General features: G+C 60.2%; 21 protein-coding genes. 13 read left to right on the top strand and 8 right to left on the bottom strand.

Annotation, left to right across the window (positions count from 1 at the left end; genetic code table 11):
* Positions 1-39: 39 nt before the first annotated feature.
* Both WGT02_RS14710 and WGT02_RS14705 read right to left on the bottom strand, forming a co-directional pair.
* Positions 40-1,122, bottom strand: a complete 1,083-nt coding sequence (locus WGT02_RS14710; protein WP_210363622.1) for an ABC transporter substrate-binding protein — start codon at positions 1,120-1,122, stop codon at positions 40-42.
* 201 nt (positions 1,123-1,323) lie between these two features.
* Complete coding sequence (locus WGT02_RS14705) at positions 1,324-2,196, bottom strand: MurR/RpiR family transcriptional regulator (protein ID WP_024313660.1); 873 nt, start codon at positions 2,194-2,196, stop codon at positions 1,324-1,326.
* A 175-nt stretch (positions 2,197-2,371) separates the two neighbouring features.
* Between WGT02_RS14705 and WGT02_RS14700 the strand changes: the two genes are divergently transcribed.
* From WGT02_RS14700 to WGT02_RS14675, 6 genes are all read left to right on the top strand, one after another.
* Positions 2,372-3,145, top strand: a complete 774-nt coding sequence (locus tag WGT02_RS14700; protein ID WP_208250105.1) for an N-formylglutamate amidohydrolase — start codon at positions 2,372-2,374, stop codon at positions 3,143-3,145.
* Positions 3,146-3,270: 125 nt separating this feature from the next.
* Positions 3,271-4,818, top strand: a complete 1,548-nt coding sequence (locus WGT02_RS14695) for an amino acid permease (protein WP_208250106.1) — start codon at positions 3,271-3,273, stop codon at positions 4,816-4,818.
* A 144-nt stretch (positions 4,819-4,962) separates the two neighbouring features.
* On the top strand, positions 4,963-6,330 hold the full coding sequence (locus WGT02_RS14690; protein ID WP_208250109.1) for a glutamine synthetase family protein: 1,368 nt from the start codon (positions 4,963-4,965) through the stop codon (positions 6,328-6,330).
* 104 nt (positions 6,331-6,434) lie between these two features.
* Positions 6,435-7,820: an aldehyde dehydrogenase family protein gene (locus WGT02_RS14685; RefSeq protein WP_024313656.1), complete on the top strand. Its 1,386-nt coding sequence runs from the start codon at positions 6,435-6,437 to the stop codon at positions 7,818-7,820.
* Complete coding sequence (locus WGT02_RS14680; protein ID WP_024313655.1) at positions 7,817-8,968, top strand: iron-containing alcohol dehydrogenase; 1,152 nt, start codon at positions 7,817-7,819, stop codon at positions 8,966-8,968. Before WGT02_RS14685 ends, WGT02_RS14680 begins: the two co-directional genes overlap by 4 nt.
* Positions 8,969-9,195: 227 nt before the next feature.
* Positions 9,196-9,909, top strand: a complete 714-nt coding sequence (locus WGT02_RS14675; protein WP_024313654.1) for a ParA family protein — start codon at positions 9,196-9,198, stop codon at positions 9,907-9,909.
* Positions 9,910-9,987: 78 nt separating this feature from the next.
* Here the strand turns inward: WGT02_RS14675 and WGT02_RS14670 are convergent, their stop codons facing one another.
* Entirely contained in the window at positions 9,988-11,340 is a 1,353-nt protein-coding gene (locus WGT02_RS14670; RefSeq protein ID WP_024313653.1) for a L,D-transpeptidase, read from the bottom strand.
* A gap of 231 nt (positions 11,341-11,571) precedes the next feature.
* Here WGT02_RS14670 and WGT02_RS14665 point away from each other — a divergent pair, with 231 nt between their 5' ends.
* From WGT02_RS14665 to WGT02_RS14655, 3 genes are all read left to right on the top strand, one after another.
* On the top strand, positions 11,572-12,411 hold the full coding sequence (locus tag WGT02_RS14665; protein ID WP_024313652.1) for a DUF4432 family protein: 840 nt from the start codon (positions 11,572-11,574) through the stop codon (positions 12,409-12,411).
* Between the two features lie 69 nt (positions 12,412-12,480).
* Positions 12,481-12,819: a TIGR01244 family sulfur transferase gene (locus WGT02_RS14660; RefSeq protein WP_208250110.1), complete on the top strand. Its 339-nt coding sequence runs from the start codon at positions 12,481-12,483 to the stop codon at positions 12,817-12,819.
* A gap of 73 nt (positions 12,820-12,892) precedes the next feature.
* Positions 12,893-13,237 (top strand): RidA family protein, encoded by a 345-nt coding sequence (locus WGT02_RS14655; RefSeq protein ID WP_024313650.1) that lies wholly within the window; start codon positions 12,893-12,895, stop codon positions 13,235-13,237.
* Between the two features lie 40 nt (positions 13,238-13,277).
* On the opposite strand, the gene WGT02_RS14650 is transcribed toward WGT02_RS14655, so the two are convergent.
* From WGT02_RS14650 to WGT02_RS14635, 4 genes are read right to left on the bottom strand one after another with little or no spacing between them, the layout of a single operon-like run.
* Positions 13,278-14,936, bottom strand: coding sequence for a thiamine pyrophosphate-binding protein (locus tag WGT02_RS14650; RefSeq protein WP_208250112.1), 1,659 nt, complete (start codon positions 14,934-14,936; stop codon positions 13,278-13,280).
* On the bottom strand, positions 14,933-16,135 hold the full coding sequence (locus WGT02_RS14645; RefSeq protein ID WP_024313648.1) for a CaiB/BaiF CoA-transferase family protein: 1,203 nt from the start codon (positions 16,133-16,135) through the stop codon (positions 14,933-14,935). Before WGT02_RS14645 ends, WGT02_RS14650 begins: the two co-directional genes overlap by 4 nt.
* 18 nt (positions 16,136-16,153) lie before the next feature.
* Positions 16,154-17,110 (bottom strand): DMT family transporter, encoded by a 957-nt coding sequence (locus tag WGT02_RS14640; RefSeq protein WP_024313647.1) that lies wholly within the window; start codon positions 17,108-17,110, stop codon positions 16,154-16,156.
* A gap of 16 nt (positions 17,111-17,126) precedes the next feature.
* Positions 17,127-18,056 (bottom strand): alpha/beta hydrolase, encoded by a 930-nt coding sequence (locus WGT02_RS14635; protein WP_024313646.1) that lies wholly within the window; start codon positions 18,054-18,056, stop codon positions 17,127-17,129.
* A gap of 167 nt (positions 18,057-18,223) precedes the next feature.
* On the opposite strand from WGT02_RS14635, the gene WGT02_RS14630 reads away from it, so the two are divergent.
* From WGT02_RS14630 to metF, 4 genes are all read left to right on the top strand, one after another.
* Complete coding sequence (locus WGT02_RS14630; RefSeq protein WP_024313645.1) at positions 18,224-18,961, top strand: ribonuclease; 738 nt, start codon at positions 18,224-18,226, stop codon at positions 18,959-18,961.
* 226 nt (positions 18,962-19,187) lie between these two features.
* A complete protein-coding gene (gene ettA / locus WGT02_RS14625; RefSeq protein ID WP_024313644.1) occupies positions 19,188-20,837 on the top strand; it encodes an energy-dependent translational throttle protein EttA in 1,650 nt (549 codons plus the stop codon).
* A 169-nt stretch (positions 20,838-21,006) separates the two neighbouring features.
* Positions 21,007-22,029: a metalloregulator ArsR/SmtB family transcription factor gene (locus WGT02_RS14620; protein WP_024313643.1), complete on the top strand. Its 1,023-nt coding sequence runs from the start codon at positions 21,007-21,009 to the stop codon at positions 22,027-22,029.
* A gap of 4 nt (positions 22,030-22,033) precedes the next feature.
* Positions 22,034-22,933 carry a methylenetetrahydrofolate reductase [NAD(P)H] gene (gene metF / locus WGT02_RS14615; RefSeq protein ID WP_024313642.1) on the top strand — a complete coding sequence of 300 codons (900 nt, stop codon included), beginning with the start codon at positions 22,034-22,036 and terminating at the stop codon, positions 22,931-22,933.
* Between the two features lie 501 nt (positions 22,934-23,434).
* Here metF and WGT02_RS14610 read toward each other — a convergent pair.
* Positions 23,435-24,667 carry a lytic murein transglycosylase gene (locus WGT02_RS14610; protein WP_024313641.1) on the bottom strand — a complete coding sequence of 411 codons (1,233 nt, stop codon included), beginning with the start codon at positions 24,665-24,667 and terminating at the stop codon, positions 23,435-23,437.
* Positions 24,668-24,734 lie beyond the last annotated feature (67 nt).

The raw sequence follows: 24,734 nt of genomic DNA, 5'->3' as shown, positions 1-24,734 counted from the left end.
CCTCTCCGCCACGCGGGCGGAGAGGTCCTGCGTCAGAGATTACTTGACGTTGGCGCCGACGACGCTGTCCCACTTGGTGGTGATGGCGGTCTTGCCAGCAGCCTGCTCGTCGAGGGTCGGGAATACGGCCTTTTCATACGCAGCGGCCGGCGGCAGCTTGTCGAGAAGTGCCTGCGGGACCTTCTTGTTCTTCGCCAGATCGTTGAAGCGGATCGGGTGGCAATAGCCCTTCAGCCAGCCAAGCTGACCTTCGTCCGAATAGAGGTATTCCATCCAGAGCTTGGCAGCGTTCGGATGCGGAGCAAAGGCGGAGATCGCCTGGACGTAAACGCCAGCGACAACGCCCGATGCCGGAACGACGACGTCAGCCGGCGGGTTGCCCTTCAGCGTATCGCGCCAGGACAAGCCGTTGTAGTCCCAAGCGACGACGATCGGGGTCGAGCCCTGAGCGAGCGAGGCGGACTTGCCGATGACAGGAACGAGATTGCCGGCCTTGTTGAGTTCGGCAAAGTAAGCGAGACCGGCTTCACCAGCCTTGGTCGCATCCTTTTCACCAGCAGCGACGCCGGCAGCGTAGACAGCCTGAACAGCCTGGTTGGAAGCGCGCGGGTCGCCAGCGAGAGCGATGCTGTTGGCGTAGTCCGACTTCTTCAGGTCGGCCCAGTCCTTCGGAACTTCCTTGACGATATCGGTGTTCACGACGAAGGAGAGAACGCCGTAGTAATCGCCGTACCAGAAGCCATCGGCATCCTTGGCGCTGTCAGGAATGGAATCCCAGGTCGAAACCTTGTAGGGCTGGATCAGGCCTTCGGCCTTTGCCGACGGACCGAAGGAGAGACCAACGTCGATCACGTCGGGCGCCTGCGGGCCGCTGTTGCCCTTGTTGGCCTTGATGGCTTCGATTTCGTCGCCCGAACCTGCATCCGGGTTCAGTTCGTTGACTTCGAGGCCGTACTTGGCCTTGAAACCGGCAATGACGTCGCCGTAGCCGCACCAGTCGTGTGGAAGCGCGATCGTCGTCAGCGTGCCTTCCTTCTTGGCAGCGGCGATAAGTTCAGCGCTTGGTTCGGCAGCTGCAATTGCCGTCGAAGCAACAACAATAGCAGTAGAAAGCGAAAGCATTTTCGAGATATTAGAGATCACTGTTGTTCTCCTTCAGGGTTCAGTGTCTGACGATGCTGTTACTGACGTTACGTGAAGCTTTCGTGACAGCTCGACGACGTTATTTTTTCTTTGTATAGCAGACAGTTGGCCGCGATGTTTTATTTACGACACGTTGCTTGCATGCACGACTTGCGTCATCTCTCTGTTGTATTTTTCCTCCTAGCCGAGTTTGCGGAAGAGCCTGGTTTGTTCGAACAGACCCTCCAAGGTTTTCATGCGTTCTTTCGTCTCGTCCCACGTCGAGCTCTGGACGGCCTCGATCAGCGCTTCGACGATGAAGAGAGTGACGACGGAAGAGTCCCAGGCCGACGGCGCCTCGATCTGCACGCGAAAGGTATGACGCGCGAGCTTGGCGGCCGGCGAGACCCATTGATCGGTGAAGACGACAATCTCGGCGCCGCTCTTGCGGGCAGCGGTCGCAAGGCTAACCATTTCCTGCTCGTAGCGGCGGATATCGAAAATCACCAGGAGGTCGCCGGGATTCATATTGAGAACATATTGCGGCCAGCTGCTCGAATTCGACGACAACAGCGCGGTGTTCGGGCGAATGACCTGCATATGCGTGAAAAAGTACTCGGCCAGGGCGCCGGTGATGCGCCCGCCGACAAAGTAAAGGCCGCGCTTACGATCGGACAACAGCGAGGCGACGTCGTTGAAGGTCGCCGTGTCGAGAGCGCTCAGTGTCTGGCGCAGGTTGCCCATGATTGCGTCGGCAAACCGGTTCAGAATGTGCGTGCCCGGCGCGTTGGAGGCCCATCGGTCATGCTTGGCGATGGGGTTTGAAATCGTCGCTTCCACCTCTTGATGGAGGTGCGCCTGGAAGTCGGGATAGCCTTTGAAGCCCAGCTTCTGAACCATGCGTACGACCGTCGGCGTCGATACGCCTGCGTTTTCCGCAATCGTCGTTATGCTCCCCAGTCCGGAGACAGGGTAGTTGTCCAACAGGCTTTCAGCCAATTGCTTTTCAGCCCGCGTGAGCGTGCCAAAATGCGAATGGATTACGTCCGAAACTGTCTTCGACGCAGCGGTCACGCGACTTGCTCCCCGGGATTGGTCTTGTGCCACTTTCCCACTGAAAGTTAACAACGCTGTCATAATCCATGTCAACTGCTGTCATGAAAAGAAATTTTCAGAGTGCGCTTGACAGTCGCCGAAACCTGAAGAATTCTTTTCTTATACATTCTTTATTAATGATCGGGATGCGGCTGTGGTGCCTGCTCATTTCAAGGTTCTAAGCGAAGCGGAAGGCGAATGCGTTTCGGTCGAGCGGCCGGACGGCAAGAGCCTGTTGCTGGTGATCTGCGAGCATGCATCCCGATTGCTGCCGGAGCGGTACGGCACACTCGGTCTCTCCGCTGAGGCCCTGGAAAGTCATATCGCATGGGATCCTGGCGCATTGGCAGTTGCCCGCGGGATTTCCGAAGCGCTCGATGCCACGCTCATTTACCAGCGATTTTCGCGATTGATCTACGATTGCAACAGGCCGCCGGAGTCTCCGGGGGCGATGCCCGCGAGAAGCGAAATCTACGAGATTCCCGGCAATGCCGATCTCAGCGCGGAAGAACGCCTCGCGCGCGCCGAAGCATTGTATATTCCTTTCCACGACGCCATTCGCGCACTGATTCGCGATCGCAAGGCGAGGGGGCAGGAGACGGTGATTGCGACGGTCCACAGCTTCACTCCGGTGTACCACGACAGGACGCGCGCCGTGGAAATTGGCATACTGCACGACGAAGACAGCCGCTTTGCCGACAGCGTTTTGAACGCCGCATCGACCGGCTCGCCTCTCTACAAAATCGAACGCAACGAGCCCTATGGCCCTGCGGATGGCGTGACCCACACGCTGATCTTGCATGGGCTGTCCAACGGGTTCCGCAATGTAATGATCGAGGTCCGCAACGACCTCATCTCAGACGAAGACGGTCAAGGGGTCATGGCCGACTATCTGACGGGGCTTCTCCAGCAAAGCCTGGACGCCTGACAACGAAGAAAAGACCCCGGGGAGCAGTCTAACTGCGGTCCGCCCGTAGGCGAAAACGTCACGGGCACTTTGGCACTGGATGATCACCCGCAATCCCGCGGCTGATCGCTAAACAGGGGGAAGTCATGTCCGACTACACGGATCACGACAAGAAACAGGATATGCATGTCCTGCATTCCATGGGCTATGCCCAGGAGCTGGAACGGCGAATGAGCTCGTTCTCGAACTTTGCGGTCTCATTCTCTATCATCTGCATCCTTTCCGGCGGCATCAACTCGCTGGCGCAAGCGACGGCGGGCGCCGGCGGTGCGGCCATCGGCATCGGCTGGCCGCTCGGTTGCTTCGTTTCGCTGGTGTTCGCTGTGGCGATGGCGCAGATCAGCTCGGCCTATCCGACCGCGGGCGGTCTCTACCACTGGGGTTCGATCCTCGGCAACCGCTTCACCGGCTGGTTAACCGCCTGGTTCAACCTCCTCGGCCTCGTTACGGTGCTCGGCGCGATCAACGTCGGCACCTACTACTTCTTCATGGGATCGTTTGGAACGAGCTACTTCGACCTGACTGATACCACTGTCGTGCGTATCCTGTTCCTGGTTGTTATCACCGGCGCGCAGGCGCTCGTGAACCACATGGGGATCGGGCTGACGGCGAAGCTCACCGATTTTTCGGGCTACCTGATCTTCGCAACGGCAATTGCCCTGGCTGCAGTTTGCTTGCTGGCGGCGCCGTCCTACGACATTGCCCGCCTGTTCACCTTCGCGAACTATTCCGGCGAAGCGGGTGGCAACGTATGGCCGTCGACTTCGGGTGCCTGGGTATTCCTACTTGGTCTGCTGCTGCCGATCTATACGATCACCGGCTATGACGCTTCGGCGCATACCTCGGAGGAAACGGTGAAGGCCGCCCACTCCGTTCCGCGTGGCATGGTTGCCTCCGTTCTTTGGTCGGCTCTCTTCGGCTACATCATGCTTTGCGCATTCGTGCTGATGCTCCCGAACATGGACGACGCGGCCAAGCAGGGCTGGAACGTCTTCTTCTGGGCCATGGACAGCCAGGTCAACCCGGCCGTCAAGGATCTGCTCTATCTCGCCATCTTCGTCAGCCAGTGGCTGTGCGGTCTGGCGACGGTGACCTCGGTCTCCCGCATGATCTTCGCCTTCTCGCGTGACGGCGGTCTGCCGGCATCCAAGGCTCTCGCCAAGGTCAGCCCGCAGCACCGCACGCCGGTTGCCGCCATCTGGACGGGTTCGATCCTCTCCGTACTGTTCGTCTGGGGCTCGTCGCTTGTTTCGATCGGCGAGACGCCCGTTTACACGATCGTCGTCTCGTGCACGGTCATCTTCCTGTTCTTCTCCTTCGCGATCCCGATCACCCTCGGTCTCTTCGCGTGGGGAACGTCGAAGTGGGACAAGATGGGTCCATGGAACCTCGGCGAAGGCATATTCAAGCTGTTCGCGGTCCTGTCGATCCTTGCGATGATGCTGATCTTCGTCCTCGGGATCCAGCCGCCGAACCAGTGGGCGCTTTACATCACCGTCGGCTTCCTGGTCCTTACCGGCATCGTCTGGTTCGGCTTCGAAAGCCGCCGCTTCAAAGGCCCGCCGATCGGCGACGAGGTTGCGCGCCGTCAGGTGGAGATCGCGGCTGCCGAAAAGGCCGTCGGCGAAGCCTGAGGTTTCGGCTTCCCTCTCCAACGGCGGGGCCGCGATGGCGGCCCCGCTTCCCGGATCAACGAAAAGGCATCAAAGCCGGCAGGCCCGCTTCACTCTATGCTCGTTCGGTGCCCCGATTTCAGTTCAAGGTCAGGCGGATTCAATATGAGCATCTATACCCTCGACGATCTCAAGCAGGATGTTGCCGACGGGCGCATCGACACGGTTCTGGCGTGCCAGGTGGACATGCAGGGCCGCTTGATGGGCAAGCGCTTTCAGGCTGAATACTTCCTCGAAAGCGCATGGAAGGAAACGCATAGCTGCAACTATCTCGTTGCCACCGACATGGAGATGGAAACCGTCTCCGGCTACAAGGCGACGAGCTGGGAAAAGGGCTATGGCGACTACACGATGAAGCCTGATCTTTCGACGCTGCGCCGTATTCCGTGGCTCGAAGGCACGGCGCTCGTGCTCTGCGATCTCCTCGACCACCACACGCATGAAGAGGTGTCGCACTCACCGCGCGCGATCCTGAAGAAACAGGTCAAGCGGTTGGAAGACATGGGCATGAAGGCGTTCATGGCCTCGGAGCTCGAATTCTTCCTGTTCGACCAGACCTATGAGTCCGCGCACGCGTCCGGCTATCGCAATCTGAAGCTCGCCAGCGCCTACAACGAGGACTACCACATCTTCCAGACGACCAAGGAAGAAGAGGTCATGCGGGCAATCCGCACCGGCCTTCAGGGCGCCGGCATTCCGGTCGAAAATTCCAAGGGCGAGGCGTCCGCGGGCCAGGAAGAAATCAACGTCCGCTATGCCGAGGCGCTGACGATGGCCGATCGCCACTCGATTATCAAGAACGGCTGCAAGGAAATCGCCTGGTCAAAGGGCAAGGCAATCACCTTCCTGGCGAAGTGGCACTACAATGCCGCCGGCAGTTCGTCGCATATTCATCAGTCGCTGTGGAGCGCTGACGGCAAGACGCCGCTCTTCTACGATGAGGGTGGCAAGTACGGCATGTCGCCGCTGATGAACAACTACGTGGCCGGTCTTCTCGCCCACGCGAGCGAGATCACCTACTTCCTCGCACCTTACATCAACTCGTACAAGCGCTTCATGGCGGGCACCTTTGCGCCGACGAAGGCAATCTGGAGCAAGGACAACCGCACCGCCGGCTATCGCCTCTGCGGCGACGACACCAAAGCGATCCGCATCGAGTGCCGTGTCGGCGGCTCCGACCTCAATCCCTATCTCGCCTTTGCCGCGCTGCTTGCCGCCGGCATCGATGGCATAGAGAAGAAGATGGTGCTCGAGGCGCCGTTCGTCGGCGACGCCTATGGAGCTCGCAGCGTCCGCGAGATCCCGCGTACGCTGCGCGCGGCAACAGTCGCCATGACGGAATCGAAGATGCTGCGCAATGCTTTCGGCGATGATGTCGTCGACCACTACACCCGTGCTGCCGAGTGGGAGCAGGAAGAATACGATCGTCGCATCACCGACTGGGAAGTGGCGCGCGGTTTCGAAAGAGCATAATAGGCGTAGCCAAGGCCGCACGGCGCCCTGTCGTATGATCTCCATACCTGAGGAGATTGTTGGGGTTTGCCGGTTTCGGCACGTGAAAACATAGGATGAAGATCATGGGAATGATCCAATGCATTTCACCGGTCGACGGATCGGTTTACGCCGAGCGTCCGGCGCTTTCGCTGGAGGCGGCGAAGGAGGCCGTGGGGCGTGCGCGCAAGGCGCAGAAGGCATGGGCGAAGCGGCCGTTGGAGGAGCGCGTTCAGCTGGTGCTGAAGGGTGTCGCACGGCTCAATGAAATGTCCGACGTGGTCGTGCCCGAGCTTGCCTGGCAGATGGGCCGCCCGATCCGCTACGGCGGCGAGTACAAGGGCTTCAACGAGCGCTCCAACTATGTCGCTTCGATCGCCGCCGATGCGCTCGCGCCTTTGGTTGTCGAGGAGAGCGACAAGTTCGAGCGCCGCATCGAGCGCGAGGCGCATGGCGTCGTATTCGTGGTGGCGCCATGGAACTACCCCTACATGACGGCGATCAACACCATCGCGCCGGCGCTGATGGCGGGCAACACGGTCGTCCTCAAGCATGCGTCACAGACGCTGCTGGTTGGAGAGCGGCTGGTGCAGGCTTTCGTCGAGGCCGGCGTTCCTGAGGACGTGTTCCAGAACGTGTTCCTTGATCACGAAACGACCTCGGCGCTGATTGCTGCGGGCAGCTTCAACTTCGTCAACTTCACCGGTTCGGTCGAAGGCGGCCGCTCGATGGAGCGGGCGGCGGCCGGAACATTCACAGGGCTCGGGCTTGAGCTCGGCGGCAAGGATCCGGGCTATGTCATGGACGATGCCGACCTCGACGCGGCCGTCGACACGCTGATGGACGGCGCGACTTACAATTCCGGCCAGTGCTGTTGCGGCATCGAGCGTATCTATGTGCATGAATCGCTCTATGACAGCTTTGTCGAGAAGTCGGTCGCCTGGGTCTCGAACTACAAGCTCGGCAATCCGCTCGATCCTGAAACCTCGCTTGGCCCGATGGCCAACAAGCGCTTCGCCAGGGTCGTGCGCGAGCAGATCGCCGATGCCGTTTCCAAGGGCGCCAAGGCACTGGTCGATCCGAAGCTTTTTTCGGCCGACGACGGCGGCGCCTATCTGGCACCGCAGATCCTCGTCAATGTCGATCATTCGATGGCCTTCATGCGCGAGGAGACCTTTGGACCTGCCGTCGGCATCATGAAGGTGAAGAGCGACGACGAAGCCGTTGCCCTGATGAACGACAGCCAGTACGGCCTGACGGCTTCGCTCTGGACGAAGGATCCTGAGCGGGCAGGGCGGCTCGGCCGCGAGATCGAGACCGGCACCGTCTTCATGAACCGCGCCGACTATCTCGATCCGGCTCTGTGCTGGACCGGCGTCAAGGAAACCGGCCGAGGTGGCTCGCTGTCGATCATCGGCTTCCACAACCTGACGCGTCCGAAATCCTTCCATCTGAAGAAAGTCACAGCATGAGCAGCAACATCACAGCCAACTGGAGCTACCCGACCGCTTTCAAGCTTGGCCGGGGCCGCATCAAGGAACTGGCGGACGCTTGCAAGAGCCTCGGGATGAAGAAGCCGTTGCTGATCACCGATCGCGGCCTGGCCTCGATGGCGATCACCAGGACCGCGCTCGACATTCTTGAAGACGCCGGCCTCGGCCGGGCGATCTTTGCCGATGTCGATCCAAACCCGAACGACAAGAACCTCGACGCTGGCGTCAAGGCGTTCAAGGACGGTGGCCATGACGGCGTCGTCGCCTTTGGTGGAGGCTCGGGCCTTGACCTCGGCAAGTGCGTCGCGTTCATGGCCGGTCAGACACTGCCGGTCTGGGACTTCGAGGATATTGGCGACTGGTGGACGCGTGCGAGCGTCGAAGGCATCGCTCCGATCGTGGCCGTCCCGACGACGGCCGGCACCGGTTCGGAAGTCGGCCGCGCCAGCGTCATCACCAATTCCGAAACGCATGTGAAGAAGATCATCTTCCATCCAAAGTTCCTGCCGGGCGTCGTCATCGCCGATCCGGAACTGACGGTCGGCATGCCGAAGATCATCACTGCCGGCACCGGCATGGATGCCTTCGCGCACTGCCTGGAAGCCTATTCCTCGCCCTTTTACCACCCGATGTCGGCCGGCATCGCGCTGGAGGGCATGCGGCTCGTCAAGGAGTTCCTGCCGCGCGCCTACAAGGAAGGCACAGACCTCGAAGCCCGCGTCAACATGATGTCGGCGGCTGCGATGGGCGCAGTCGCATTCCAGAAGGGGCTCGGCGCCATCCATGCGCTGTCGCATCCGATCGGGGCTGTCTACAACACGCATCACGGCATGACGAATGCTGTCGTGATGCCGGCGGTGTTGCGCTTCAATCGTTCGGCGATTGAGGAGAAGATTGCGCGCGCCGCGGCCTATCTCGGCATCTCCGGCGGCTTCGACGGCTTTTATAGCTACGTGCTGCAGCTTCGCTCGGAGCTCGGCGTTCCGGACAGCCTGTCTGCGATGGGAATCAAGCCGGATCGAATCGACGAACTTTCGGAGATGGCGATCGAAGATCCAAGCGCTGGCGGCAATCCAGTCAAGATGACGCTCGAAAATACCAAGGTGCTCTTTAAAGATTGCTTCTGAACATAGAGACGGCGGACCTGAGCTAGCCCGGAAAGCCTAGGCTTTCCGGGCTTTCTTGTTCGCGATCGTGGTGTTTTTCGCGGGCGCAAGAAATGCTGACCGCAATTTCAGGTGTCGTGTTTAGAAGTTGTTAACCATAATTAGAAAGGATGCATTAACCGCACGATGCTTCCAAGAGTGCGCGGCAGAGCCATAGAGGGCTCGCATTCTCCCTTCGAGGACCGAATATGCCAGTCATCACTTTCGCAAACACCAAGGGCGGCGCTGGTAAGACCACAGCCGTACTTCTTCTCGCCACCGAGCTTGCCCAGAAGGGCTATCGGGTGACGATCCTCGACGCCGATCCACAACATTGGATCACGCGATGGCATGAAGTCTCCGGGCATGTGACGAATATCTCGGTCATCGATTTCGTCACGTCGGCTTCCTTGCCGCTGCACATAGCCGAAAACAAGCACAACACAGACTACTTCATCATCGACCTTCCGGGAGCGCGCAATCCGCTGCTTGCGACGGCAATCGGGCTCTCCGACCACGTGCTGATCCCGATCCAGGGATGCGCCATGGACGCCCGTGGTGGTGCGCAGGTCCTCGAGCTGCTGCAATATCTGGATGAGAAGGCGGGCATTCGTATCGGGCACTCGGTCGTGCTGACCCGCGTGAACTCGATGGTGACGACGCGGGCACTCTGTCTCGTCAAGTCGTTGCTGAGTGAGCGCCAGGTCCCGGTTCTCGACACCGCGATCATCGAACGCTCGGCGTTCCGCGATATTTTTGACTGTGGCGGCACGCTGCACTCGCTGGATCCGGCTCGTGTAAGCAACCTCGAAAAGGCGCGTGAGAACGCTCGCTGTTTTGCTGAAGAGATCATGGGCAAGCTGCCGGTGAAGCTTGCTGAGCCAACGCACAGCACCGGTCCACTGATCCGCTCAGCGGCCTAGACGAAACTACCAAAAGAAAGAATGCGCCCTCTGAGGTCGCCCTCTGAGGCGCATTTTTTTGGGAACAGGCAGGATGGATCAGTCGACGAATTCGACTGTCACGCCCGGCTTGACCATCTTCGCCAGTTCGGTGGCATCCCAGTTTGTCAGGCGGATGCAGCCGTGGCTCTGGGTGCGGCCGATCTTCGATGGCTCTGGCGTTCCGTGGATGCCGTAAGTCGGCTTGGAAAGCGCCATCCAGACCGTACCGACCGGGCCGTTCGGACCCGGCGGAATGTTCAGGATCCTGTCGTTGGCGCCCTGCTGGAAGTTGATCTTCGGATTGTAGGTGTAGCCCGGATTGAATGCGACGCGCTCGACGGTCACCGTGCCGGTGGGCGAGGGCGTATCGGTGGAGCCAATCGAGGCGGGATAGGCGGCAATCAGATTGCCGGCATTATCATAGGCAAATACCTGCTTGCGGCCCTTGTCGGCAATGATGCGCGCGACCGAACCGGCCTTCACTTCACCGGGATTGACGACCTTTACGATCGTGCCGGGGACCGTGAAATCCACACCCGGGTTGATTTCCTTCAGGAAGCCTTCGTCCATGTGGAAACGCTCCGCGAGCATTTCCGTCGTCGAGGTGTAGCCGAGTGATGACAGGGCAGCCTTATGCGCGTAGTCCTCCGGGATTTCCGCAACGTACGGACCGGCAGCGTCGGCAGGCGTAATGGTGTAGCCGACGAGCGGCAGACCGCCGGACATGCGCAACTGCTCGAGAATGGCGTCGGTGTTGTTCGGATCGAGCGTCTCGCCCGTCATCTGCTGGTAGGCGTAGATCGCCTTGGTGACGTTTGCGCCCATGTGGCCGTCGATCGCGCCCGGCGACACGCCAGCGCGGTCGAGAAACACCTGCAGGGCGACGATCTCGGACTTCGACTTGTTCTTCAGCGTGATGACCGGCTCTTGGGAGGGCTTCGGCTGCATCACATCAGGCGTTTGCTGGTCAGGCTCGATAGACGCATAGTCGTCGCTTTGTGGGTAGGGCTGGTCGTTGAGCGGCTGGCGGTCGATCGGCGCGTTGCGTGGGATGGAGCCAGTCACGGCGCCGCGCTCGGAATAGCGAGCATCGCCGTAGGGATCGTCGCCGTTATAAACATCGTTATTATAGGCATCGCGTACCGGTGGGCGTGGGTAGTAGCCGCGGGCACGCATTTCAGTCGCGATCACATTGCCATAGGGATCGACCAGCACGCGATTGCCCCTTCGGTCGCGCGCGTAGGCAGCGCCCGATGGGACATAGTCGAGGATATCGCCGTTCGGCGCGACGAAGACGACGTCGCCCTGGCGTCCGTTGAAAAACTGCTGCGCATCGGCAGAGGGCGCTGCGGTAGCAATGGCGAGCAGGGCAGCGGCGGCGGATAATCCCGATATTACAAAGCGATTCACGTCTTCATACCCTTTAGTGACTGGCCGACACACACCTGCGAATTTTGACGCTAGTGTGGAATTTATGAAATCGTGCTGAACAAAAGATAAAAACTCCGTGATTTTTCCTTTGGTCGTAAACATTTGGGGCGCGAACCGGTTCCGGCGCGCTGCGCACGTGGTCGCGATTGACGAATTTGGCCGCGAGACATAACGCTGCATAAGTGGTCAGAACCGGGAGGAAGTTGAACGATGATCGAGTTTGCCGCCGCAGCAGGGCCGAAGTTGATGCTCGACGAAACCTCATTGATGGACATCGGCGCATGTGTCATCAACGGCGTCGACATCGCTCCCAAGGAGGCGGTTCCCGATGATGGTGATGCACGCATCTCGCATTCCGTCCAAGGCTTCCTCTTTACGTGCGGGCCGGACCATATCAGGCACCGCGAACCAATTCCGGGCCGTGCTGACGGCAAGGTCTATCCGCTGCATGGGTCCGCGCCTGGCCACGTAGCCAAAATTCTCTGGACGAAGTTCGAGAATGGGAATGCGGAGTGCCGGGCGGATATCGACGTCGTGACGGTCGAGGGATTGCCGGCCCGCATCGAGCGTCATTGGCTCATCGATGGCGGCACGGGCGAGGTGAGCCTCAAGGACAAGGTCGTCAATACGAGCGACGAGATCGTGCCTGCCTTCCTCATGTATCATATGAATATCGGCGGCAAATGGTTCGATGCCGGCACGCGCCTTGAAGGCAAGATGCTCGACGGCGGCGGCTTTCCCTGGAATTTCGGCGAGGAACCGGGTGGTATCTTCTGCGTTGAGGCACCGGCAACGGAAGGCGGTTTTGCCGAGGTGCGCCTTGGTCCGATTGCCGCGATCGCCGGCAAGGCCCTGAGAGTACGTGTCCTTGCCGAGACGTTGCCGCACCTGCAGGTCTGGCGCAATCAAAAGGCGCCTGCCGACGTGCTCGGCATCGAGCCGGTGTCGCATCGTTGGCTATCGCGTTTTGAGTTGGAGACCGCCGGCGAATTCATCATGCTGAAGCCCGGCGAGAGCCGAAATTATGCGCTCAGCTTCGCCTTCGTTTGAGTGATCTGCGGTTGACGCTGGGCATGGGGCGGCGTAGTCATTCAGCCCACGATTTCAGGAGGATTAGCGATGGACATTCGCCAGATCGACGACGAATATTCGGTTTCCGGGCAGATTGCGGTCGAGGATCTCGATCAAATCAAGGCCATGGGCTTCAAATCGATCGTTTGCCATCGCCCCGACGATGAGGGCCCGGATCAGACGCCGTATGCCCTGGTCGAAGCGCGCGCAAATGAACTTGGCCTCGATATCGCGCATGTGCCGGTCGGCTCCATGGGGGTCACCGAAGAGGCAATTGCCGGTATGGTCGACGCGCTCGATGAATTCCCGCGCCCGATGCTCGGCTACTGCCGCTCCGGCGCCCGCTCCACCGCGATCTACCAAAAGACGCATCATATTCGCGCCTAGTGTCGGTCACTGAACCAAGTCCGGCGCCGCTTGATCTCAGCGGCGTCTTTCGTTTCGCAAACAGGAGAACACCATGAGCATCAAGCGCATCGACGCCGGCGCCCGCATGAGCGGCGCAGTCGTCCACGGCAACACCGTCTACCTCGCTGGCCAGGTCGGTGAAGGCGAAAGCGTCACCGAACAGTGCAAGTCGGCACTGGCCGAAGTTGATCGCCTGCTCGCCGCTGCCGGCTCGAACAAGTCCAAGATCCTGCAGACGCTGATCTATCTCTCCGACATGTCCTACTTCGCGGAAATGAACGCTGCCTGGGAAGCCTGGGTCGATCCGGCAAACACGCCGGCTCGCGCCACCAGCGAAGCCAAGCTCGCTGCGCCGAAGTACAAGGTCGAGTTCACGGTTACGGCCGCAATCGACTAAGGTCGACAGCATCGCGATTTCCAAGGCCGGTGGGTTTCGCTCACCGGCTTTTTGTTTGGGCAATTTCGGAAAGCGTGCGCGTTGGCGTAATCGCCTCCGGATCGAGTTTTACTTCGATGATCGACGGCTTGCCGCTTGCGCGGGCGCGCTCGAAGGCGGCTGCGAAGCTCTCGGTCGCCTCGACCGTTTCGCCGTGGCCGCCATAAGCGCGCGCAAGCGAGGCAAAGTCTGGGTTGGTGAGGTCAGTGCCGCTGACGCGACCCGGATATTCCCGCTCCTGATGCATGCGGATGGTGCCGTAGATGCCGTTGTTGATGACGATGGCGATGATCGGCAGGCTATAGCGAACGGCAGTCGCAAATTCCTGGCCGTGCATCAGGAAACAGCCGTCTCCGGCAAAACAGATGACCTCGCGTTCGGGAAAGAGCCGCTTGGCCGCAACCGCAGCCGGTAGGCCGTAGCCCATGGAGCCTGATGTCGGGGCGGCCTGGGTGTTGAATTGACGGAAACGATGGAACCGATGCAGCCAGGTGGCATAGTTTCCCGCGCCGTTGGTAAATATTGCATCCGGGCGCGTGTTTGCCTCGATCCACTCCATGATCGGCCCCATGTGCACTGGACCGGGACCGCTCTGCGGTGGCGTAGACCACGCAATGTAGGCCTGATGCATCCGTTCGGTGCGTTCCGCCCATCTGAGTTCGCTTGGTGCCTCGAGATCAATAAGATCTGCAACGAAGTCACTCGGGCTCGCGCAGATTGCGAGGTCGGGCCTGTATACACGGCCGAGCTCCGAAGGATCGGGATGAATGTGGACGAGCGACTGCTGCGGATAGGGGATGTCGATCAGCGTATAGCCGGAGGAGGGCATTTCCGACATCCGGCCACCTAGTAGGATCAGCAGGTCGCTCTCCTTGATCTCATTCGCGAGCGCAGGATTGATGCCGATGCCGACATCCCCGGCATAGTTCGAGTGGAGATGGTCGAACAGCATCTGCCGACGGAACGAGCAGCCGACAGGCAGGGCGAAGCGTTCCGAGAAGGTTTTCAGGTCGGCCACTGCATCCGCATCCCAGCGCGTGCCGCCGACGATGACCATCGGTCGCTCCGCCTTCAGCAGTCGCAGGTAAAAGTCGTCAATTTGGCGACGACCGGGATGCGCTTCAACGCGCGAGTATTGCTTGGCGCGGGGCGCCTCCACTTCATCACGCAGCATGTCTTCGGGCAGTGACAATACAACGGGACCGGGACGACCGGATGTGGCGATCGCAAAGGCGCGGGTGACGAACTCCGGAATGCGAGCAGCATCGTCGATCTCCCCAACCCATTTGCTGAATTCGGTCAAGGCGCGGCGGAACTCGACCTCCTGGAAGGCCTCCCGCTCGCGGGCGTCGCGCTGCACCTGTCCAATGAAGAGGATCATCGGAATGGAATCCTGCCTGGCGATGTGCAGGCCCGCCGTGGCGTTTGTGGCGCCCGGGCCGCGCGTAACCATGCAGATGCCAGGCTCGCCGGTGAGCCTGCCCCATGCATCGGCCATCATGGCCGCGCCACCCTCCTGACGGCAGACCACGACGTCGATATCGCTGTCGTAGAGCGCATCGAGAACAGCAAGGAAACTCTCGCCGGGCACGCAGGAGAGGCGTTTCACCCCATTGGCTTTCAAGGCCTCGACGATTAGTTCCCCGCCGGTTTTCTTCATGATGGTCTCTTCCCCTCCAGTTCGGCGAGTTCCGCCAGAACCTCCTGCTGATGCTCTCCCAGCCGCGGACTCGGGCTCTCGTAACGCAAGGGCGTTTGCGACAGCACGACCGGCGTCCTCACGCCGGGAATGACGGTACCCTTTGCGTCGGCCAGATCGACCCGCAGCCCGCGCGCCTGGACTTGTGGATCGTCGAACATTTCCTCGATCGTGTTGATCGCACCGGCCGGAACGGCGTCCGCCTCGCAAGCCCTCAGCAGGTCGGCCTTCTGCCATTGCAGCGTTTCCGTCGAAACCAGCCTGCGAACTTCGTCGCGGTTTGCAACGCGCGCTTTGTTTGTCGAAAAGCGTGGATCGTCAGCAATACCCTCGAGGCTGAGGATCGTGCACAAACGGCGGAATTGGCCGTCGTTCCCCACGGCCAGGATCAGATAGCCATCAGCGGCCGGAACAACTTCATAGGGCGAGATATTCGGATGTGCGTTTCCAAGCCGGGTCGGGGGACGGCCGGAGACAAGATAGTTCATGTTCTGGTTGGCAAGCACTGCCGATTGAACGTCGAGCAGCGCCATGTCGACCAGCTGCCCTTCGCCGGTTTTCTGCGCGTGGATGAGCGCCGCCTCGATGGCTGCGACCGCATAGATTCCGGTAAAAATGTCGGCGATCGCGACGCCTGCCTTCATCGGTTGTCCGTCCGGCTCGCCGGTGATCGACATGAAGCCGGACATGCCTTGCACGATATAGTCGTAGCCAGCGAGGCTAGCATACGGGCCGTTCTGACCAAAACCCGTGATCGAGCAATAGACGAGCTTCGGATTGATCTTCTTCAGGCTTTCGTAATCGAGACCGTATTTCACCAGCCCGCCGAGCTTGAAGTTCTCGATGACGACGTCGGCCGTAGCGACAAGACGGCGGACGAGCGCCTGATCTTCTTCGCGCTTCAGGTCGGCGGTGATCGAGCGCTTGCCGCGGTTGGCAGCGTGGTAGTAGGCGGCGGACAGGTTTTCGCCGTCGGCGCCCTCGACGAAGGGTGGTCCCCAGTGGCGGGTGTCATCGCCTCCATCCGGGTTTTCGATCTTGATCACATCGGCGCCGAGATCGGCCAGCATCTGGCCCGCCCATGGGCCAGCGAGCACGCGTGCGAGCTCGATGACGCGGATGCCGGAGAGCGGTGGTTTCTTGGGCTGATGGTCCGTCATGTTCCTCCCACGAGCAGATCAGGGCGCCAGCGCCGATTGAGGTGTATCGGATACCGGCTTCGATGCAAAGCGCCGCTCTCGCCAGATGATGTACAAGCCCGATGCGATGATGATCAGGATGCCAAGCCACTTGACCGCATCCGGAAAGTCGCCGAACACGAGCCAGGCGAAAAAGGTTGCCGACACGATCTCGAAATACTGCAGCGGTGCCAATGTCGAGGCGGGTGCTGCGCGGTAGGCATAGACGCCGAAGATGCCGGCAATGGCTGCCGTGACACCGACGCCGAGCAGGTAGAGATAGCCACGGCCATCCGGCATCACCGCGTCAAAGACGTCAGAACCCGTGCCGCTGCCGAACGCAAGCACGATGGCGCAGAACAGCAGACCCCAGATGCCCATCTGAAGCTGCATCGCCCACGGGTCTTCCCGGTGCGAAAGCACGCGGGTCATCAAGGCGAAGATGGCAATGCAGAGGGCGCTGACGACAGGCAGGAGCGCGACGTAGCCCACCTCTTGGAAGCTCGGCTGGATGATCAGCATCGCGCCGAAAAAGCCGACGCCGCAGGCGGTGTAGCGGCGCCAACCGATTGTCTCCTTGAGGAAGATGCTGCTCAGGATCGTCAATATGATGGGCTCGACGAAGAAAATCGCGATGGCATCGGCAACCGGCATGTACTTCAGCGTCGTGACAAAGGAAACCATGGAGATGGTTATGATGGCGCCCCGGATGGCATGGAAGACGTTGGCGCGCCAGGAGAAGGTCTTCCAGCTTCCGCGCCAGATGACGATCGGCAGCATGCAGAGGGCCTGTACAACAAAGCGTGCGGCTGTGATTTCTGCCGCGGGAATCGTGGCTATCGCGAGCTTGGAAAAGATGTCGATGATCGGCGAGACAAGCACCGACAGAAACATCAGCAGAATGCCGGTCGACACCTCCGAAGCGGCGGCGGGGCGAAAATAAACACTGTTACTCATCGCGAAATCCTTCAGTTCAGGATCTTGCGATCGCTTCGTCGCACCAGTCGGCGAATGCAGCGATAGCCGCGTCCGCTCCAATCTCATTCAGCGTTTCGTGGCGCATGTCCTGATATATCTGGGTCGTGATAAGGGAGAAGCCATGGGCTTTCAAATGGTTTGATAGCCAGATCACTGCTTTTCCGCCATCTGTCGCCGGGTCCTGCCCGCCGCCGACAAGGTGGATCGGTATCTGCTTCGGCAGCCGTTCCAGATGCGTCATCTGCGGGGCGCGAAACGTCAGTTCGAAAATATCGAGCCAGAGTGACACCGAGGCATCGAAGCCGCACAGCGGGTCCGCGATATACTTGTCGACTTCGGCAGGATCGCGGCTTAACCAATCAAACTCTGTTCGACGGCCGGAGATGGACTTGCCCCAGGTGCCGAAGGTGAGTTTCGGCAGGATGCCGCTTGGGACATCGGAGCCCTTCAGCGCACGTTCGGCGAGCAGGATCGCCTGCGCAGCGCGCCCGGCGATACCGGGGTTGAAGTTCGAGTTCCAGACTGCGACGGCATCGTATTTCTCTGGATGCGTGACTGCCGCATTCAGCGCGATGAGGCCTCCCATCGAATGTCCGAAAAGGATGACCGGCAAGCCGGGATATTGCCTCACAACATGCTCGCGGACCGACGAGACGTCGTCGATTACCTGCCGAACGCCATCGCGACGGGCGAACCGTCCGATTGGCGCATCGGGTGCAGTCGTTTCGCCATGCCCTCGGTGATCGAACGCGAAGACATGGTATCCACGGGCCGCCATGGCTGCTGCGAAACGGGAATAACGCTTGGAATGCTCGGCCAGTCCATGAGACACAAGGATAATTCCGCGTGCCTGCGATTGTGCCCGCTCATGATGAAAGCCAAGCGAGGCATTCGCCGCGTCAAGGCGTTGCGTTTGTGCGAACATCTTATTCTCCCATTGCCGGGAGGAGACCAGATCGGCCGTAAAAAGCAACACATCCCAACATTTATGCCACAGGATTTTCGCACCTGCGAATTGAGGGTTGCGAAAATTAACGCGCCATGATCTCTTGTTCATGAATTGTTCTGTGTTCTGTGTTCTGTGGGATGAGGATGAGCAATCCATTTTTGCGCACGGCTGTATTCTTGATTGCAATGGCGGCTGCCGGTGTTGGGGAGGCCCAGGATGCGGGCGGAAAGACGCGCTTGATTCTGGCGGCCAGCTGGCAGCCCGCCTTCTGTGAAACCAACCAGCGCAAGCCGGAATGCCGCACGCAGACCAAGGACAGATTCGATGCGACCAATTTCTCGCTGCACGGGCTCTGGTCGATGCGGAAGGACTACTGCGACGTCTCCGGCAGTCTGCGGACCGCGGACAAGGACGGCGATTGGCGTGAGCTGCCCGAGGTGGAGTTGTCTACTGCGACCAGGGCCGCGCTCGAGAAAATAATGCCTGGAACGCAATCCGGCCTGGAGCGACACGAGTGGATCAAGCACGGCTCCTGCACCAAGATGAGTGCCGACGACTATTTTGCCACGTCGGTCCGTCTGATCGATGAGCTGAACGCCTCGGCGGTCCGCGATTTGTTCGCGGCCAGTATCGGCAAGGCGCTGACGGCGGAGGTGATCAAGGCTGCATTCGACAAGAGCTTCGGCCCTGGCGCCGGCGATCGCGTCAAGATGAGTTGCCGGCGCGCCGGCGGAGGGGACCGCGTCATCAGCGAGCTCACGATCGGCCTGTCGGAGAACGCGACATCGGATGACAAAGCAAGCCTGCGCGACCTCATTCAAGGGGCAGGGCGGACGTCGTTCGGCTGTGATGAGGGCGTCGTGGATGCGGCAGGGTTTTGAACCGCCTCTCACCGAGAACGGAGGCCAGCCGGTCGACACGCCTCGATCGGCACGAGTTCACCCGATCTCTATAGAGCGTACGAAGCTGATGTAGACGATCACACCGAGTTCCATTCTCCGCGATGCTCACAAAAGCCTCTGGTTTTTGGCCGTCGCGCGTTGCTCCTTGGTCCCAATTCGCCTACATAGCGGCAAAACTTAAAATCCCCCGCGGAGCGAATTATCAATGGCACGTCAGTTCATCTACCATATGGCCGGCCTCAACAAGGCGTACGGCAACAAGAAGGTGCTGGAAAACATCCACCTTTCTTTCTATCCGGATGCCAAGATCGGTATCCTCGGCCCGAACGGTGCTGGTAAGTCGACGGTGCTGCGCATCATGGCCGGTCTTGACAAGGAATTTACCGGCGAGGCGTGGCTTGCCGAAGGCGCAACACTCGGCTACCTCGCGCAGGAGCCGCAGCTCGATGCTTCCAAGACCGTTCTCGAGAACGTCATGGAAGGCGTTGCGCCGAAAAAGGCGATCCTCGATCGCTACAACGAGCTGATGATGAACTATTCCGACGAGACGGCGGAAGAGGGCGCCAAGCTCCAGGATATCATCGACAGCCAGAACCTCTGGGACCTCGAGAGCCAGGTGGAAATGGCAATGGATGCGCTGCGGTGCCCGCCGGGCGACTCCACGGTCGAAAAGCTCTCTGGTGGTGAGAAGCGCCGCGTGGCACTCTGCCGCCTGCTGCTCGCGCAGCCGGACCTGCTACTGCTCGACGAACCGACCAACCACCTCGACGCGGAGACGATCGCCTGGCTTGAAAAGCACCTGCGCCAATATCCCGGTGCCGTGCTGATGATCACCCACGACCGCTACTTCCTCGACAACGTCACGGGCTGGATCCTCGAACTCGACCGCGGTCGCGGTATCCCATACGAAGGCAACTACTCCGCTTATCTGCAGGCGAAGGCCAAGCGCATGCAGCAGGAGGGCCGCGAAGAGGCCTCCCGCCAGAAGGCGATCAGCCGCGAGCAGGAATGGATCGCCTCCAGCCCGAAGGCACGTCAGGCAAAGTCCAAGGCGCGTATCCGTGCCTATGACGACCTGGTCGCAGCGGCGGATGCCCGTCGTCCTGGCGATGCGCAGATCGTCATCCCAGTCGGCGAGCGTCTCGGCCAGGTGGTCATCGAGGCGGAGAACCTAACCAAGGGCTACGGCGACACGGTTCTGATCGAGAACCTCACCTTCAAGCTGCCGCCTGGCGGCATCGTCGGCGTTATCGGTCCGAACGGCGCTGGCAAGACGACGCTGTTTCGTATGATCACGGGTCAGGAAAAGCCGGATAGCGGCTCCATCCGCATCGGCGAGACTGTCGATCTCGGTTATGTCGATCAGAGCCGCGATGCGCTCGCCGGCAACAAGACCGTCTGGGAGGAAATCTCCGGTGGCAGCGACATCATCAAACTCGGCAAGCATGAAGTGAATTCGCGCGCCTATTGCGGCGCCTTCAACTTCAAGGGGGGCGATCAGCAGCAGAAGGTCGGGACGCTGTCGGGCGGTCAGCGCAACCGCGTGCATCTTGCCAAGATGCTGAAGGCCGGCGGCAACGTCATCCTGCTGGACGAACCGACCAACGACCTCGATACGGAAACGCTGGCGGCTCTTGAGGACGCGCTTGAAAGCTTTGCAGGCTGCGCTGTTATCATCAGCCACGATCGCATGTTTCTCGACCGTCTGGCGACACACATCCTTGCTTTCGAGGGCGACAGCCATGTCGAGTGGTTCGAGGGCAACTTCGAGGAATACGAACAGGACAAGATGCGTCGTCTCGGCGTCGATTCCATCAATCCGAGCCGCGTGACCTATAAGCGGCTGACGCGTTGACCGCCAGAAGCCGGGTTTAGAGACATGGAGGCCCCGGTTCGCGCCGGGGCTTTTTTGCGCGCATCGATGTCGCGATCCGAGCAGCTAATTTCGTGAACGGATGGAATTGCGGCTTGCCACACTCGCTCGATTCACATAAAGATATCTTTATATGTTGATTGGATTGGGTATGAGTGAGCCTATCAGACTCGGATTGGATGCGTTGGTGGACGTCCTCAGGGCGGCCGGCGAGCCGACGCGTCTGCGCCTGCTGGCTCTGCTGGCGGCAGGGGATCTGACGGTCACCGATCTTACTGAAATCCTCGGCCAATCCCAACCGCGCATCTCTCGTCACCTGAAGCTGCTCGGCGAAGCGGATCTCATCGACCGCTACCAGGAGGGCGCGTGGGCCTATTTCCGGCTGCGCCAGGATGGCAAGGCAGCCATTTTCGCACGCAGCCTGCTTGCGCATGCTTCCGAGAATGATCCTGTAGTCCTTCGCGACAGCGAACGGTTGGCTGCGGTCAAGCGCCAACGGGCCGAGCGCGCACAGGCCTATTTCAGTCGCAACGCTGCCGAATGGGATGAGCTTCGCCGGCTGCATGCCGCGGACGAAGAAGTCGATGCCGCGGTCATTCGGCTGCTTGGCAGCCAGCCGATTGACTCGCTTCTCGATCTCGGCACCGGCACGGGGCGCATCCTTGAACTCCTGTCCGGCCTCTATCGCCGCGCGATTGGTGTGGACGCCAGCCGCGATATGCTGAGCGTGGCGCGCGCCAATCTCGACAAATCAGGGATCACCAAGGCATCCGTTCGCCACGCCGATATCCTGAACCTGCCGTTCGAGGCGCAGGATTTCGACGTGGTGACGATCCATCAGGTGCTGCATTTTTTCGATCAGCCCGAGATCGCGATCGGCGAGGCAGCGCGCATGCTGCGGCCGGGCGGGCGGTTGGTCATCATCGATCTGGCGCCGCATGGGCTGGAATACCTTCGTGACGAGCATGCGCATGTTCGCCTCGGCTTCTCGCATCAGTCGATATCGGACTGGCTGCGCAAGGTGGGGCTGGATGTCGAGCAGGTCGTCGACCTTCATCCGGGTCATCAAAGCGGGCAGGGGCTCACCGTCACCGTCTGGCTTGCGCGCGACCCCCGGCGTCTCATGGCCTCCTCAGCGAGCGAAGGCGCCGAACCCATATTTGCCGGGAGATAATGATATGGCTTTGAACAGCGACGCGCGCCGCAAGATCGGTATTTCCTTCGAGTTCTTTCCGCCGAAGTCGGAAGAGATGGAAGGTCAGCTGTGGAACGCGGTCAGCGAGCTGCAGGACTGGGATCCCGACTTCGTATCGGTAACCTATGGCGCCGGTGGCACCACCAAGGCACCGACGCTGGCGACCGTCTCGCGCTTTCTCGCCGAGACTCCCCTCGCCACCGCATCGCATCTCACCTGCGTCGGCGCGACGAAGGATGAGACGCACAGCGTCATCGAGACCTTCCGCAAGGTTGGCGTCAAGCATTTCGTAGCGCTTCGCGGCGATGCTCCGGGCGGCGTCGGCGCGCCCTACCAGCCGCATCCCGGCGGCTATGCGAACGCGGCGGCATTGGTTGCCGGACTGCGCGAGATTGGCGATTTCGAGATTTCGGTGTCTGCCTATCCCGAAAAGCATCCGGAGAGCCGCGATACCGCTGCCGACATCGACATGCTGAAGCAGAAGGCGGACAACGGCGCGACGCGGGCGCTGACGCAGTTCTTCTTCGATAACGACAGTTTCGAGCGCTACCTGGAGAAAGTGCGGGCCGCCGGTATCAATATTCCCGTTGTGCCGGGCATCATGCCGATCCAGAACCTGACGCAGCTGAAGCGCTTCGCCGGCGCCTGCGGCACCATCATACCGGCGTTTTTGGATGAGCGCTTTGCGGGCTTCGACGACAAGCCGGAAGAGAGAGCCAAGGTTGCGGCTGACGTTGCAGCCGAACAGATCGAAGATCTGGCCCGTCGCGGGCTCACCGACTTCCACCTGTACACCATGAATCGTGCGCCGCTCGTCTCGGCCGTGCTGACCCATCTCGGCTTCACACGGGAAGGCGCCAAGAAGGCCGGTGCAGCCGCATAGACCGCTCCCGTCAGGAGACAAAAAGAAAAGCGCATCTCCTCGTGGGATGCGCTTTTCCGATTCATTGAACTGTTTCGCTACTCAGGAGTCACTGTTCGATTGGCACGACGTTCAGATGAAAAGCATTGTCAATACGAATGCAAACGCCGCGCTGACCAAAAGGACATTCAAGGATTGTGTAAGTCCCATGTCTGTCTCCTCGCGTTAACGGTGCGATAATATGTCGTGAATGTGTCGCTTGGAAAGCGGATTTTATACTGCACTGCGGCGAAAATGTCACATCGCAGACACGAGCCTGCGATCAACACGCTGAAATTACGAAAGAAATCGCCGGAGAAAAATATTCACAGATTTTAACCTGGCGTTAAAGTCAGCGATCCGGCCTTCACACTTGCGGCAAGATGAAGGCTTTGCCTGAAGCGTCTGAAACAATGGAATAATCCGGAAATGAAAAGGCCGGGTCTGAAACCCGGCCCGAAAGCGTGCGCTCAAGATGCGCGATCAGAGGGAGTTAAGGAGCGTCGGTGTTGCCCAGCCGTCGGCCGGCATGCCGAGGCGCTGCTGCTCCTTCTGGATGGCAACGCGCGTGCCCGAACCCAGGATGCCGTCGACCTTGCCGACGTCATGGCCGAGGGTTCCAAGCTTCGTCTGCAATTCCTTCATCTGATCATTGGAAAGGCCCTGTTCAGGCGTGCCCCTGAGATAGGGCTCGGCACTGGCAAGGCGGGTCCCAAAATAAGCGGCCGAGGTCGTGTAGATGAACGACTTGTTCCACTCGAGGTAGATCTGGAAATTCGGGTAAGCGATGAAGGTCGGGCCAAGGCGACCCTGCGGCAGTATCAGGTCGCCGTGCAGATTGCCGAAGCTCGTGTTGCCATCCCGCGGCTTGACGCCAAGGGCAAACCACTCGCCGGCCGTCAGCGGACCGCCGATGCCGGATTTTTCCCAAGGGAGGTTGTCTGGAAGAGTAACCTCCTGGATCCACGGCTGTCCCTTCTGGAAGCCGAGATGCTGGATGAACTTGGCGGCCGTCAGGATGGCATCGGGGGCGCTCTGCTTGAGGCGCACATGGCCGTCGCCGTCGCCGTCCATACCGTAGGCGATGATATCGCGAGGCAGCATCTGAACCTGACCGATCTCGCCGGCCCAGGCACCGGTGTTGGTCGCGGGGTCGAGATCGCCGTGCTGGACCATTTCGATGAGGGCAATCAACTGCGGGCGGAACAACTCGGGCCGCCGGCAATCATGAGCGAGCGTCACGAGGGCATTGCGGGTGTTGAAATCGCCCTGCACGGCGCCGAAATCGGTCTCCATGGCCCAGAAGGCGGTGATGACGCCAGCGGGCACACCAAATTCCTGTTCGGCACGGGCGAAGACATCTGCATATTGCTTCATCTTCTGGCGGCCGATGTCGAGGCGGGCCTGGCTGACAGTGCGCTGCGAGAATTCCAGGAAGGTTTGCTTGAACACGCCCTGAGCGCGGTCGCGGCTCAAAACCTTCTGGTCGATCTGTGCGCCTTCCAGCGCCTTGTCGGCGGCTTCAGCAGATGCGCCGGATGCAATCGCATCGGCCTTCACGCCGGCCAGAAATTCAGAGAGATCGCCGTCACACGCGGGGGCGGCCGCCTGCGAAGCCGGTGCACTCGGTGCCGGCGTCTGCGCGGCAGCGCCGGTGGCGAGGCCGGCAGCAAAAAGGAGTGCAAGTGCCGTGCGGCTTGCGGGCGAGCGGTGCATAGTTTCGATCCTCGTCGTCAATGGAATTCCGTCGATTTCCCAGATGATTGTGACGGAAGCAAGAAAG

The sequence above is a fragment of the Rhizobium sp. T1470 genome (assembly GCF_042140505.1).
In the GTDB taxonomy this organism is placed as follows: domain Bacteria; phylum Pseudomonadota; class Alphaproteobacteria; order Rhizobiales; family Rhizobiaceae; genus Rhizobium; species Rhizobium favelukesii.
Note: the sequence above shows the minus strand (reverse complement) of the source record. Positions and strands in the feature narration are given on the sequence as shown.

Bases quoted from the DNA above. Each gene is read 5' to 3' on its own strand.
- WGT02_RS14710 (WP_210363622.1), bottom strand. From the start codon at position 1,122: ATGCTTTCGCTTTCTACTGCTATTGTTGTTGCTTCGACGGCAATTGCA.
- WGT02_RS14695 (WP_208250106.1), top strand. From the start codon at position 3,271: ATGTCCGACTACACGGATCACGACAAGAAACAGGATATGCATGTCCTG.
- WGT02_RS14690 (WP_208250109.1), top strand. From the start codon at position 4,963: ATGAGCATCTATACCCTCGACGATCTCAAGCAGGATGTTGCCGACGGG.
- WGT02_RS14685 (WP_024313656.1), top strand. From the start codon at position 6,435: ATGGGAATGATCCAATGCATTTCACCGGTCGACGGATCGGTTTACGCC.
- WGT02_RS14680 (WP_024313655.1), top strand. From the start codon at position 7,817: ATGAGCAGCAACATCACAGCCAACTGGAGCTACCCGACCGCTTTCAAG.
- WGT02_RS14675 (WP_024313654.1), top strand. From the start codon at position 9,196: ATGCCAGTCATCACTTTCGCAAACACCAAGGGCGGCGCTGGTAAGACC.
- WGT02_RS14665 (WP_024313652.1), top strand. From the start codon at position 11,572: ATGATCGAGTTTGCCGCCGCAGCAGGGCCGAAGTTGATGCTCGACGAA.
- WGT02_RS14660 (WP_208250110.1), top strand. From the start codon at position 12,481: ATGGACATTCGCCAGATCGACGACGAATATTCGGTTTCCGGGCAGATT.
- WGT02_RS14655 (WP_024313650.1), top strand. From the start codon at position 12,893: ATGAGCATCAAGCGCATCGACGCCGGCGCCCGCATGAGCGGCGCAGTC.
- WGT02_RS14650 (WP_208250112.1), bottom strand. From the start codon at position 14,936: ATGAAGAAAACCGGCGGGGAACTAATCGTCGAGGCCTTGAAAGCCAAT.
- WGT02_RS14645 (WP_024313648.1), bottom strand. From the start codon at position 16,135: ATGACGGACCATCAGCCCAAGAAACCACCGCTCTCCGGCATCCGCGTC.
- WGT02_RS14640 (WP_024313647.1), bottom strand. From the start codon at position 17,110: ATGAGTAACAGTGTTTATTTTCGCCCCGCCGCCGCTTCGGAGGTGTCG.
- WGT02_RS14635 (WP_024313646.1), bottom strand. From the start codon at position 18,056: ATGTTCGCACAAACGCAACGCCTTGACGCGGCGAATGCCTCGCTTGGC.
- WGT02_RS14630 (WP_024313645.1), top strand. From the start codon at position 18,224: ATGAGCAATCCATTTTTGCGCACGGCTGTATTCTTGATTGCAATGGCG.
- ettA (WP_024313644.1), top strand. From the start codon at position 19,188: ATGGCACGTCAGTTCATCTACCATATGGCCGGCCTCAACAAGGCGTAC.
- WGT02_RS14620 (WP_024313643.1), top strand. From the start codon at position 21,007: ATGAGTGAGCCTATCAGACTCGGATTGGATGCGTTGGTGGACGTCCTC.
- metF (WP_024313642.1), top strand. From the start codon at position 22,034: ATGGCTTTGAACAGCGACGCGCGCCGCAAGATCGGTATTTCCTTCGAG.
- WGT02_RS14610 (WP_024313641.1), bottom strand. From the start codon at position 24,667: ATGCACCGCTCGCCCGCAAGCCGCACGGCACTTGCACTCCTTTTTGCT.